9 protein-coding genes are annotated in these 12934 nt (G+C 70.5%); 3 read left to right on the forward strand and 6 right to left on the reverse strand.

The features are described 5' to 3' along the window. Positions 1-93: 93 nt before the first annotated feature. Together AC13HU_RS01960 and nrdR are read right to left on the reverse strand one after the other, a co-directional pair. Complete coding sequence (locus tag AC13HU_RS01960) at positions 94-2994, reverse strand: vitamin B12-dependent ribonucleotide reductase (RefSeq protein ID WP_483039931.1); 2901 nt, start codon at positions 2992-2994, stop codon at positions 94-96. A gap of 117 nt (positions 2995-3111) precedes the next feature. Next, a complete protein-coding gene (gene nrdR / locus AC13HU_RS01965) occupies positions 3112-3621 on the reverse strand; it encodes a transcriptional regulator NrdR (protein WP_483039932.1) in 510 nt (169 codons plus the stop codon). Between the two features lie 571 nt (positions 3622-4192). Here nrdR and lexA point away from each other — a divergent pair. Then, complete coding sequence (gene lexA / locus AC13HU_RS01970; RefSeq protein ID WP_483039933.1) at positions 4193-4972, forward strand: transcriptional repressor LexA; 780 nt, start codon at positions 4193-4195, stop codon at positions 4970-4972. Positions 4973-5132: 160 nt separating this feature from the next. Here lexA and AC13HU_RS01975 read toward each other — a convergent pair whose 3' ends face one another. Next, positions 5133-7157 (reverse strand): ATP-dependent DNA helicase, encoded by a 2025-nt coding sequence (locus tag AC13HU_RS01975; RefSeq protein ID WP_483039934.1) that lies wholly within the window; start codon positions 7155-7157, stop codon positions 5133-5135. A 132-nt stretch (positions 7158-7289) separates the two neighbouring features. On the opposite strand from AC13HU_RS01975, the gene AC13HU_RS01980 reads away from it, so the two are divergent. Further along, the gene (locus tag AC13HU_RS01980) at positions 7290-8456 is read left to right on the forward strand and encodes an FHA domain-containing protein (protein WP_483039935.1); all 1167 of its coding nucleotides are present in this window, start codon (positions 7290-7292) and stop codon (positions 8454-8456) included. 67 nt (positions 8457-8523) lie between these two features. Then, positions 8524-9732 (forward strand): serine/threonine-protein kinase, encoded by a 1209-nt coding sequence (locus AC13HU_RS01985; protein WP_483039936.1) that lies wholly within the window; start codon positions 8524-8526, stop codon positions 9730-9732. Here AC13HU_RS01985 and AC13HU_RS01990 read toward each other — a convergent pair. The 3 genes from AC13HU_RS01990 to AC13HU_RS02000 form a co-directional block, all read right to left on the reverse strand. After that, positions 9710-10288: an FHA domain-containing protein gene (locus AC13HU_RS01990; RefSeq protein ID WP_483039937.1), complete on the reverse strand. Its 579-nt coding sequence runs from the start codon at positions 10286-10288 to the stop codon at positions 9710-9712. The two genes, AC13HU_RS01985 and AC13HU_RS01990, sit on opposite strands and share 23 nt — an antisense overlap. A 123-nt stretch (positions 10289-10411) precedes the next feature. Beyond that, on the reverse strand, positions 10412-12175 hold the full coding sequence (locus AC13HU_RS01995; protein WP_483039938.1) for an IucA/IucC family protein: 1764 nt from the start codon (positions 12173-12175) through the stop codon (positions 10412-10414). Between the two features lie 194 nt (positions 12176-12369). Further along, a partial coding sequence (locus tag AC13HU_RS02000; RefSeq protein WP_483039939.1) for a GNAT family N-acetyltransferase occupies positions 12370-12934 on the reverse strand: 565 nt, incomplete at its 5' end.

The following is a 12934-nucleotide window of genomic DNA, read 5'->3' on the forward strand; positions in this document are numbered from 1 at the left end:
CACGGCGCGGGTACAACGCGATCGGCCGGGCGGCTCGCTGAACGCGATGCCGCCCGGCCGATCAACCACCCGGTCTCAGCCGGGAATCAGCGCTCAGCTGCAGCCGCTGGTCGAACCGCAGCCCTCGCACAGGTAGCAGCTACCGGCACGGCGCATCTTCGTGCCGCAGGAGAAGCACAGTGGCGCGTCGGCGTTCAGGCCGAGTTGGATCTCCAGCAGTTCCGTGGAGTTGTGGGCCTCCTTGGGCGGCGGGACCGCGGCCGCGGCGGCAACTGGAGCTGCGGGCTTGGCCGCCGACAGCGGCTTGGGGGCCTCCACGTGACGCGGTGCGGACTGGGCCAGGCCCTCGACGTCGACGTCGTCCTCACCGGCCTCGTAGGAGCCCGTGTCGAGGTGCCGCTGACGCTCCTCGGCAGAGTGGATGCCGAGCGCGGAACGGGTCTCGAACGGCAGGAAGTCCAGCGCCAGGCGGCGGAAGATGTAGTCCACGATGGACTGCGCCATCCGTACATCCGGGTCGTCGGTGAGGCCGGCGGGCTCGAAGCGCATGTTGGTGAACTTCGAGACGTAGGTCTCCAGCGGGACGCCGTACTGCATACCGACGGAGACCGCGATGGAGAAGGCATCCATCATGCCCGCGAGGGTCGAGCCCTGCTTGGACATCTTCAGGAAGACCTCGCCAAGGCCGTCGTCCGGGTAGGAGTTGGCCGTCATGTAACCCTCGGCGCCACCGACGGTGAAGGAGGTGGTGATCCCCGGGCGGCCCTTGGGCAGGCGCTTGCGGACCGGGCGGTACTCGACGACCTTCTCGACCTGGACGGGAGCCGGCGCCTCGGCGGCGGCGGCCTTGGTGTCCGTCTTCTTCTTCGCCGACAGCGGCTGGCCGACCTTGCAGTTGTCGCGGTAGATCGCGAGCGCCTTCAGGCCGAGTTTCCAGCCCTGGTAGTAGACCTCCTCGACCTCCTCGACCGTCGCGGTCTCCGGCAGGTTGACCGTCTTGGAGATGGCACCCGACAGGAACGGCTGGGCCGCGGCCATCATCCGGACGTGGCCCATGGCCGAGATCGCCCGCTCGCCCATGGCGCAGTCGAAGACCTCGTAGTGCTCGGTCTTGAGGCCGGGCGCGTCGATCACATTGCCGTGCTCGGCGATGTGGGCGACGATCGCCTCGATCTGCTCCTCCTGGTAGCCGAGGCGCTTGAGCGCCACGGGGACCGTGTTGTTCACGATCTGCATCGAGCCGCCGCCGACCAGCTTCTTGAACTTGACCAGCGCCAGGTCGGGCTCCACACCCGTGGTGTCGCAGTCCATCATCAGGCCGATGGTGCCGGTGGGGGCCAGCACCGAAGCCTGGGCGTTGCGGAAACCGTTCTTCTCGCCGAGTCGGATGACGTCCTGCCACGACTCAGTGGCCGCGGCCCACACCGGGGTGTCGAGGTCGTCCACCCGCTCGGCGGCCGCGTTGGCGTCGGAGTGCTGCTTCATGACGCGGTTGTGGGCGTCCGCATTGCGCGCGTAGCCGTCGTACGCGCCCACCACCGCGGCCAGTTCGGCGGACCGCTTGTAGGACGTGCCGGTCATCAGGGAGGTGATCGCGCCGGCCAGGGAACGGCCGCCGTCCGAGTCGTACGCGTGACCGGTGGCCATCAGGAGCGCGCCCAGGTTCGCGTAGCCGATACCGAGCTGGCGGAAGGCGCGGGTGGTCTCGCCGATCTTCTCGGTCGGGAAGTCCGCGAAGCAGATGGAGATGTCCATCGCGGTGATGACCAGCTCGACGACCTTGGCGAAGCGCTCCGCGTCGAACGTCTGGTGTCCTGCGTCGTCATGACGCAGGAACTTCATCAGGTTGAGCGAGGCGAGGTTGCAGCTCGAGTTGTCCAGGTGCATGTACTCGCTGCACGGGTTGGACGCGGTGATGCGGCCGCTCTCCGGCGACGTGTGCCACTGGTTGATGGTGTCGTCGTACTGGATGCCGGGGTCGGCACACGCCCAGGCCGCTTCGGCCATCTTCCGGAACAGCGACTTGGCGTCGACCTGCTCGATGACCTCGCCGGTCATCCGGGCGCGCAGCCCGAACTGCCGGCCGCCCTCGACGGCCTTCATGAACTCGTCGTTGACCCGGACCGAGTTGTTCGCGTTCTGGTACTGGACGGAGGTGATGTCGTCCCCGCCGAGGTCCATGTCGAAGCCCGCGTCGCGCAGCGCGCGGATCTTCTGCTCTTCCTTGACCTTGGTCTCGATGAACGCCTCGACGTCGGGGTGATCGACGTCCAGGACCACCATCTTGGCGGCGCGGCGGGTGGCGCCGCCCGACTTGATGGTGCCCGCGGACGCGTCGGCGCCGCGCATGAAGGAGACCGGACCCGAGGCGTTGCCGCCGGAGGAGAGCAGTTCCTTGGAAGAGCGGATGCGGGAGAGGTTCAGGCCGGCACCGGAGCCGCCCTTGAAGATCATCCCCTCTTCCTTGTACCAGTCGAGGATCGAGTCCATCGAGTCGTCGACCGACAGGATGAAGCAGGCGGAGACCTGCTGCGGCTGGGAGGTGCCGACGTTGAACCACACCGGCGAGTTGAAGCTGAACACCTGGTGCAGCAGGGCGTACGTCAGCTCGTGCTCGAAGATCTCGGCGTCCGCGGGGCCGACGAAGTAGCCGTGCTCCTCGCCCGCCTTGCGGTACGTGAGCACGACCCGGTCGATGAGCTGCTTCAGGCTCTTCTCGCGCTTGGGGCTGCCGACCGCGCCACGGAAGTACTTGCTCGTGACGATGTTCGCCGCGTTCACCGACCAGAAGTCGGGGAACTCGACGCCGCGCTGCTCGAAGTTGATCGACCCGTCGCGCCAGTTCGTCATGACGACGTCACGGTGCTCCCAGACCACCTCGTCGTACGGGTGCACGCCGGGGGTGGTGTGGATGCGCTCGATACGCAGGCCCTTGCTCGCCTTCGACCCCTTGGTGCGTGAACCGCGTGCCGGGCCGCTCGTCGTCTCTGTCATTCCGCCTCCCAATATGGGCAAACGCCCTGATGTGCGCGGTTCTTCCCGCAGCACGATGTGTTGTCTGCCGCCTCGGCGCGCTAGTGGCGCGTCGGCAAATCCGTGTCCCGGCGCCGGTCAGTCGGTGCCCGCGGGCGCGGGGACCCCGAGGTCCTCGTCAAGCCCGCCGGGAGTCATTGGTGGGAGCTGCTGGCGCAGCTCCGTGATGGCCCGCTCGAAGTCGTCGAGCGAGTCGAAAGCCCGGTAGACGCTCGCGAAGCGCAGGTAGGCCACAAGGTCGAGTTCCTGGAGCGGGCCGAGTATGGCCAGTCCCACGTCATGGGTGGACAGCTCGGCGCTGCCTGTGGCCCGGACGGCCTCCTCGACCCGCTGCCCGAGCAGGGCGAGGGCGTCCTCGGTGACCGGACGGCCCTGGCACGCCTTGCGCACGCCGACGATCACCTTGTTGCGGCTGAAGGGCTCGGTGACGCCACTGCGCTTGATCACCATCAGCGAGGCCGACTCGACGGTGGTGAAGCGCCGCCCGCAGTCGGGGCACTGACGCCGACGGCGGATCGCCGCACCGTCATCGGTGGTCCGGCTGTCGACGACACGGCTGTCGGGGTGTCTGCAGAAGGGGCAGTGCACGGTCTTCCTACTCCCTCCCTCACTCACAGTGAGCGCACGATGTACGTGCTTCCGCGTCCTGCCGGAACCCCGGAAGCAGCCCCAAGCATAGGCGATCGCAGCAGCGTTGGATCCACCGGGCCTGCTTGGAAACCACAACTTGTGGTGGCCGAGCTCCATCCAACCACTAGATCTGGTGCCCGTGCATCAGGGGGTCCGATCCGCGTGTCGTGATGCCGCGGCGGCCACGGAGGGCGCCCGGGACATGCCGGAGTGTACGGAGCGAGCCTGCGGGACGCACTCCGGGAGCCGGTGCAACACTGGGCCGATCGGAATTCGCGACCCCGGCTTGCGCGCCCCGCGGACACCTGCTGCGGCACCTCGGTCGCCACGCCGGAGGCAATGCGGGAGTCGAACTTCCATTCGATCAATACACCCGGTACCTTGATCACGTCAGCGGATTTTCGCTAATTCACTCGAACGTGTGTTTGGCGCAACCTTTCGAAACCCACTACCGTTGTACTAACTGCCCGCACGCGGAGGCGGGCCGACCGCAGTCCATGCGGTGGAGAACAACTCGAAAGGGGCCGCCGTGACCACCACCGCAGAGAGCGCCACCGGCACATTGCCCGCCCATGACCGCTCCCCGGACGGAATCGGCCCGTTGGACGTGACGAACGAAGACAGCACCCCGAAGCCGGCGCGCGCACTCCCCGGACGGCCCCCGGGAATTCGCGCCGACAGCTCAGGGCTGACCGAGCGCCAGCGCCGCGTCATCGAGGTCATCAGGGACTCGGTGCAGCGTCGCGGATATCCGCCGTCCATGCGCGAGATCGGCCAGGCCGTCGGCCTGTCCAGCACCTCGTCGGTCGCCCACCAGCTCATGGCGCTGGAGCGGAAGGGATTCCTGCGCCGCGACCCGCACCGCCCGCGCGCGTACGAGGTCCGCGCGTCCGACGCCAGCCACCCGCAGCCCACCGACACCACCGGCAAGCCCTCGGCGTCGTACGTCCCACTGGTCGGTCGGATCGCGGCCGGCGGTCCCATCCTCGCCGAGGAGTCGGTCGAGGACGTCTTCCCGCTGCCGCGCCAACTCGTCGGCGACGGCGAGCTGTTCGTGCTCAAGGTGGTCGGCGACTCGATGATCGAGGCGGCCATCTGCGACGGCGACTGGGTGACCGTAAGGCGCCAGCCGGTCGCCGAGAACGGCGACATCGTCGCGGCGATGCTGGACGGCGAGGCGACCGTGAAGCGCTTCAAGCGGGACGACGGCCATGTGTGGTTGCTGCCGCACAACGCGGCGTACCAGCCCATCCCCGGCGACGAAGCCACGATCCTCGGCAAGGTCGTGGCAGTGCTGCGCCGGATCTGACCCGGCGCTCGGCGGGCCGCAGCCAGGCTCGACCCTGCCTGCAGGGCCCGGTGGACCGCGGTGGCGGCCTGCCGGGCCCTTGGACATACCCGAGGGTCGCGATGGCCACCGCGACCCGCCCCGGGCCGCTCAGGACCAGCACGCCGCCACAACGGCCCTGCTACGCCTCGGCCTCGGTTGCCTCAGCCGCCTCGGCGACAGCCGGCTGCCCCGCCGCCACATCGATCGCGGCCAGCGACTTCCGCACCTGGTTGCGGTCGTTGGTGTACCAGAACTCGGGCATCGAGGAGCGCAGGAAACCGCCGTAGCGCGCGGTGGCCAGTCGCGGGTCGAGTACGGCCACCACGCCCCGGTCACCGGAGGCCCGGATCAGCCGCCCCGCCCCCTGGGCCATCAGCAGCGCCGCGTGCGTGGCGGCGACCGCCATGAAGCCGTTTCCGCCGTGCTCCTCCACCGACTTCTGCCGCGCGCTCATCAGCGGATCGTCCGGCCGGGGGAAGGGAATCCGGTCCATCACCACCAACTGGCAGTTCACGCCCGGCACATCCACTCCCTGCCACAGCGACAGCGTGCCGAACAAGCAGGTCCTGGCATCCTCGGCAAAGGTGCGGATCAGCTCGCCCAGTGTCTCCTCACCTTGCAGCAGCACCGGGTGGTCCAGCCGCCCGCGCATCGCCTCCGCGGCCGCCTGGGCGCCGCGCATCGACGAGAAGAGCCCGAGGGTACGTCCACCGGCCGCCTCGATCAGCTCGGCGAGTTCGTCGAGCATGTCCGCACGGCCGGAGTCGCGGCCCGGCTGCGCAAGATGCCGGGCCACGTACAGGATGCCCTGCCTGCGGTAGTCGAAGGGCGAGCCGACGTCGATGCCCTTCCACGGCGGCACCTCCTCCTCGCCCTCCGGGGCCTTGACGCCCTCGGGGGCGAGACCGAGCGAGGCGGCCACCCCGTTGAAGTCGCCGCCCAGCTTGAGGGTGGCGGAGGTGAGGACCACGGAGCGGTCGTTGAAGAGCTTCTCGCGCAGCAGACCCGACACGCTCAGCGGTGCCACTCGCAGCGACGCGCCGAACCGGTCGTGCTGCTCGCACCACACCACGTCGAACTCCGAGCCCTGCACCAGGCGTTCGGCGACCTCGTGGACATGCTCGACGGAGGCGAGAGCCTGCTTGCGGATCACATCCTCGTCCTGCACAGACTTGTCCCGGGTCTCGCCGAGCGCCGTGATCACCAGCCGGCACGCGTCGCGGAGCGCTGCGAGCACGTACGAGAGGTCCTCGGGGATCTCCTCCAGCCGCCCGGGCAGGGCCAGCTCCATCACCCGCTCGAAACCCTCCCCGGCACTCAGGAGGGCGTCCGCGGCCTTCTCGTTGACGAGTTTGGCGGCACGCTTGACGGCGCGGTTCACACCGATGGGGCTCAGCTCGCCGGTGGCGGCTCCTGTGACGCGTGAGACCAGTTCATGAGCCTCGTCGACGATCAGCACCTCGTGGCTCGGCAGCACCGGGGCGCCCTCGATGGCGTCGATGGCCAGCAGGGCGTGGTTGGTGACGATGACCTCGGCGAGTTTGGCCCGCTCGCGGGCTGCCTCGGCGAAGCACTCGGCACCATATGCGCACTTGGTGGCGCCCAGGCACTCACGCGAGGTGACCGAGACCTGGCTCCAGGCGCGGTCGGAGACCCCGGGGCTGAGCCCGTCCCGGTCGCCGGTCTCGGTCTCGTCGGCCCAGTCGCGCAGCCGCAGCAGGTCCTTGCCGAGCCTGCTGGTCGGCGCCGCGGCCTCGAACGGGTCGAAGAGGCCGTCTTCGTCGTCCTGCGGCACGCCTTCGTGCAGGCGGTGCAGGCACAGGTAGTTGGAGCGGCCCTTGAGCATCGCGTACTGCGGTTCGCGGCGCAGCAGCGGCTTCAGCGCCTGGACCGTCCGCGGCAGGTCGCGCTCCACCAGCTGGCGCTGGAGGGCAAGGGTGGCGGTGGCCACCACCACGGGCTCGCCGTGTGCCAGGGCGGGCACCAGGTAGCCGAGCGATTTGCCGGTGCCGGTGCCGGCCTGCACGAGCAGATGGGACTGGTCTTCCACGGCGGCCTGTACGGCTTCGGCCATGGCGACCTGGCCTTCCCGCTCCACCCCGCCGACGGCGGTGACGGCGGCATGCAGCAGGTCGGTGAGGGCGGGTGGGGTGGTGGCAGTCATAGGAGGGCCAGCCTACGGCGCCGCACCGACAGCGCGGTCCGGGTCCGGCCGGTCCGGTCACCACCCGGACATTCACGGGACCGTCACGGTCGGGCGGTGCTAGCTTCTGGTCATATGCAGTGCGAGAGCCGCTTGACGCTTGATGCCTCGGCCGCGGAGTACGTGATCGACGTGGCGAACGTCGTACGCGAACCGGCCCTCGGCGGTGCCGGAGCAGCGGACCTGAGCCGCTTCGAGGCGCTGCTCGACGCGTTGGCGGAGTTCGCCCACGACCCCTCGGTGCAGGTCTACCCGATCACGGACCGCTCGTTGTTGACCGACAGCCGCCTGACGCCGCCGGAGCGCGAGTGCCTGGACCGCTGGTACCGCGACCGGATGCTGGAAGTCCTGCCGAGGGCCGACGACCGCATCCTGGAGCTCGCCGACACACTCGAACTGCAAGTGGTCAGCGCGGACAACTTCCTCGACTTCCACCGCGCCTACCCGTGGATTCCGGGCGACCGGGACCACTTCCTGCGCCCGCTCGGCCCGGACGGGGTGCTGGTGGTGCGCCCTCGGATCATGCCGGTGCCCCCGGAGTGGCAGATCTCGCGCAAGGAGGAGGAGGGCCTGCTGTTGGAGGCAGGGGTGCTCAGGCGCTGGGCGCCGTCGGCGCACCGTGATGTGCTCAGCCGGGACTGGCGCTGCCCGCACGCGGACTGCCCACTGTTCGGGGCGGGCGAACACCCTGGCGCCGCGCTCCCCCGCCGCCGGGGCAAGCGGGTGCTGTGCCCCACCCACGGCCTGCCGCTGGCCGACGCCGGGCCGCGGCCGCGCCGCGCGCAGATGAAGGTGGTCATGGACGGCACGGTCCGCGGCCGCTTCATGGTGACGGCGGGCAAGCCGCTGGCGGTCGGCCGGGCCCCCGCGGGCGGCGGGGTCGCCCTCGGCGCCTGGATCGACGACAAGGCGGTGGAGTCGGTCAGCCGCACGCATGTGGTGCTGGAGTACGACGGGACCGGCCTGACCGTCGTCGACGAGCGCAGCGCCAACGGCACCCGAGTCCGCCGCCGTCGCCCGGCCGGCGACGAGTTGCTGCCGCTGTTCCACGGCACGCGTTGGCAGTTGCGCCGCGGGGACGCGATCGTGCTGCACGAGCGCCTGGAACTGCTGCCCAGCGGGCGCCAGTTCGTGTTCGAGGACGACGCGACGGACGGTACGGTCGGACCGCAGCGGACCGCCGCGGCCGCGGACCCCACGATGGTGGGTCTGCCGTCCGACCTGTGGCGCATGGCTGACGAGTCGCCGGCGCACGAGTGAACGGCCTGCACGGCAACGGCGTACGCGAGTGGAGGTCGCGCGAGTGAGTGGAGGCGCAGTGGGCGGGATGAGCGGGCCGTCGGACCGGATCGGGGCCGGGACGCTGCTCAGCGGCCGCTACCGGCTGGAAGAGCGGTTGGGCGGCGGAGGCTTCGGGCAGGTGTACGCGGCCGTCGACCAAGGTTTGGGACGCCGGGTGGCAGTAAAGGTACTGACCCTGCGCGCCGAGTGGGCCGAGGGCGAGCGCAACGAGCGCCAGGGCAGGTTTCGCCGCGAGGCCGTCGCCGCCGCTGCGCTCAGCCACCCCAACGTGGCGACCATCCATGACGCGGGCGAGCACGACGGCCGCCCGTTCCTCGTGATGGAAGTGCTGTCCGGACAGGACTTCGGCGAGGTGCTGCTGGAACGGGGTAGCCTCCCGATCGCCGATGTCCTCGCCTACGGCGCCCAGATCGCCGCAGGTCTGCAACACGCCCACGAGCACAGCCTCGTGCACCGGGACATCAAGCCGGAGAACCTGATGCTGCTGCCTGACGGCACCGTCAAAATCTGCGACTTCGGCCTGGTGGCCCAGCGCGACCCGCAGCGCGCCCGGTACACGGACCCGCAGGCCGTGCTGGGCTCTCCGCCCTACCTGTCGCCCGAGCAGGCGCATGGCCGGGAGGTCACCGCGCAGTCCGACCTGTACTCCCTCGGCTGCGTGCTGTACGCGCTTCTCGCCGAGGGCCCGCCGTTCTCCGCGGGCAACGTCGTCGGGTACGCGTACGCGCATGTGCACGAGACGCCCGAGCGGATCGAGCGGCGCAGGCCCGAGGTGCCGGCCGGCCTCGCGCACCTGGTGCACGAACTGCTCGCCAAGGACCCCGCGGACCGGCCGTCGACGGCGGGCGAGGTGGCGGTGCGGCTGCGGGGGTTGGAGCGCCCGGACCGCGTACCGCGTACGCCGACGGCGTTGGACCGCGGGACGCGGCATGTGGTGTGGGCGCTGCTGGAGGAGGGCGAGGGGCTGCTGACGACCGGCCGTTTCGCCGACGCCGACCGGCGGTACTGGCAGGCGCTCCAGCAACTGGCCCGGCAGGATGCCGAGAGGGCGCCGGCGTCCTTCGCGGCGCTCTTCGGCCGGGCGCGTGCGCTGGAGGGACTCCACGGCGCCTCCTCGGTGGCCAGGCGCTTCGTGGAGCTGGCGCGCGACACGTCCGCCGCCTTGGGTGCCGAGCACCCGCTCGCCCGGTGCGTCGCCTCCTATGCGGCGGTCAGGGCAGCACCCGAACGGTGACGTCGGCGGCGAGCCGTATGACGTCACCCGGGTTCAGGACGGCGGGGTCGTTGGGCGGAAGCCGGTAGCCGTGCAGGTATGTGCCGTTCGTGGAGCCCTCGTCGGTGATGGACGCGGAGCCGTCCGGCTCGACCCTGACGGTGGCGTGCAGGCGGGACAGGTTGTCGTGGGCGGCGAGAAAGCCGACCGCCGGGCACAGACGCCGCTCGCGGCCCAGCCGGATGTGCCGGCCGGGTTCGACCGCGACGACCTGGCCGCCCGGGAAACTCAGCTGCAGGGCGCGCGACGGGCCGTCCCTGCGGGTCTCGGCGCTGCCCGCTTCGGTGTTCGGGAGGCGGCCGATGACGCGGGTGTGCTCGGGGTGCGGGTCGGCCGCCGGGCGCGCGTCGACGGGCTGCGCGGTCTCCACCGGGTCCGTAGGGTCCGTCGAGTCCGCACGGAGAGCGGGTGCCATCAGCGCGAAGGGCACGTAGCAACCCCGGCAGACCAGTTGCCCGGGATGGGCGCCTGTGGTGCCGCACTCCGGGCACACCCCGCCGCCAGTCTCCTCGCCCATCCCACTCCCACCGTCGGGCCGCCCCTCGGCTCAGCCGTCGTCGGACAGATCGTAGCGGCGCCCGGCGAGGCGTCTTCGACCGGCGACGCGCTCAGGGTGCCAGACCGCGGCCGGGCGGCGCGTTCAGGGCCCGCAGAGCGGGTTGGCCACGGTCCCGTGCACGGCGGCGTGCGGGCGGTTGGCCCGATCGCGGTAGCCGTCGAGGTGCAGGCGGTTGCGATTCAGGCAGAGCCGGGCGATCCGCGGGGCGAACAGGTCGAACAGCGCGAACCGCTCCTTGAGTTCGGGGAAGCGCTCCTGGTGGCGGACGATCTCCTCCCGTACCAGCGTCCAGAACTCGGTTTCGGGAACGCCGAGTTGCTGCTCGCACAGCGGCGCGAGATAGCGGAACACGCCGATGAACAGACCCGAGTGGATGAACTGGGTGAGGAATTCGGGCGACTCGGTCAGCAGCACGGCGCGGACGTCCGCCGGCATGGTGTCGTGTTCCGGCAGCGGCTGCGCGGAGACGTTCACGTCGTCGACGAAATCCTTGACCGCCAGCCGCACCGGAATGTCGTGCTCGTCGTAGACGACGATCGCGTTCTCGCCGTGCGGGGAGAAGACGGTGCCGTAACGGTAGAGGAAGTGCAGCAATGGAGGGAGAAGCGCGGCGAAGAGGTGTCGTAGCCACACCTGCGGGGAAAGCCCGGAACGAGCGACGAGTTCGGCGGTGAAGGCGCGGCCTGCCGGGTCGGTGTGCAGCAGCGCGGCGAGTGTGCGGGCGCGCTCGCCGGGAGCGAGGTACGCGGTCAGCGGTTCGCGCCAGATACAGCCGAGCAGCTCGCGGTACTGATAGGGGACCGTGGGCATCTTGTCGTATTGAGGATGGGCGACGGTGACGGACGCCACCTCACCGAGCAGGATCACCCGGGCCTCGTCGCGCAGGAACCGGTCGTGGTCGCGCAGCGTGTGCACCCAGCCTGTGACCGCGGGGGCCGCCAGCGTGCGTTCGGTCGGCAGCCCCCGCCAGACCAGGGTGTTCAGCACCGACAGCGGGAGTTTGACCGTTCGGCGGTGCGGGCGGCTGGTGTTGAGGAACGTGCGGATCGATTGCTGCGGCAGCCGCAGGTCGTTGTCGGTGGTGAGGTGGATGATGGATCCGTCGGCGATCGCGGGTGCGAAGAGTGGGGCGACGACCTGTTCCCACTGCCAGGGGTGGACGGGCAGCAGCAGGTAGTCGGCGGGGGCGCGGCCGTGGTCGGCGATGGTGTGGTGGAAGGTGTCGAGGATCTCAGGCGCGAGTTCCTCGGCGTAGAGCGGGTCGGAGGTGTTCAGGGTGCCGGTTCCCCGGTATTCGGCGAGGTCGCGGTGGACTGCGATCCACGGCAGTTGGTGGCGTCTACGGGCCTCGGGCGCCCAGTGCGCCGCGTCGGCGTCCGAGAATCCGATACGACCCTTGTTGGCCACGAGCCATGGGTGGCCGGTCTGGTGCCCTTCGAGCTCGGCGTAGTCGAGGTCGGCCAGTTCGGCTGCCGGGAGCGCGGTGGCGTCGAGTCGCACATCGGCGCGCAGCGTGGCGAGCAGTTCCCTGATCAGGTGGCCTGTGGTGTCACCGCTGAGCCCGAGCACGGTGTCGTGTCCGTGCGCGAGGAAGTGCAGCGGGTCGCCGGTCGGGGTGATGCTGCCCGCATCCACGTACCAACTCCCGTACGAGCCACGGCGCGCACGGAAACGGTAGGTGACGTCGGGCGCGAGGTCGACCCGGTACGCGTCGTGGCCGGACGCGGGGTCGGGCTGCGGCGCGATCACGTGTTCGTAGGCGAACTCGGCGAGCATCTTGGCGAGCAGCCGCCTGGCCGCGCGCTCCCAGGCGGCGCCGGACTCGATCGGGGATGGGGTCGTCACGGTGGACTCCTGCGGACGGGACGGAAGGACTGCGGGCAAGGCGGCCGCTGCAGGTCGGACACGACCGTCGCGGTCGGGCGTGCTCGGCGGTGGCCGGTCGCGATCGGACACGTCGGACACCGCCGGGCGCGGTCGGGCGCGGTCGGGCGCGGTCGGGCGCGGTCGGGCGCGGTCGGGCGCGGTCGGGCACAGCGTCAGACGCGATGGCGCAGGGCGCGGTCGCGGATCATCAGAGCGGCGCGCTTCCCCGGCAGTTCGACCTCGGCGGAGAGCCGGAAGCCGGCGGCGAGGAAGGCCGCCACAGAGGGGGTGTTGCGCAGGTCCGGTTCGGCGATCACCCGGCCGCAGGCGGGGCGGTGGTCGAGGACCAGGTCGGAGACCGCCCGCAGCAAAGTGCCGCCCAGGCCACGGGCGCGGTCGGCAACACCGCCGATGAGCAGGTGGACACCGGTGTCGTGCGGCCGGGCCGGGTAGTAGCGGGCGATCGGGTCGAGGTCGGCGCGGTAGACCTCCCAGTAGCTCATCGCGGTGCCGTCGAGCACACCGAGGCAGGGCACGCTGCGGCCGTCGCCGTCGAGTTGGGCTCGGACATGGGCTTCGGTGACCCCCTGCTCGCCGGCCAACTCCCAGAACTCCGCGACTGCCGGATCGTTCATCCACAGAGTGAGCCCCGCGAGGTCGCGGCCGAGGTCGACCGGGACCAGCCGGAAGGGCCCGGCCGGCGTGTCGGCGGCCGGCCAGGCCGAAATGCCGTCGAGC

Source organism: Streptomyces sp. NH27, from assembly GCF_056859195.1.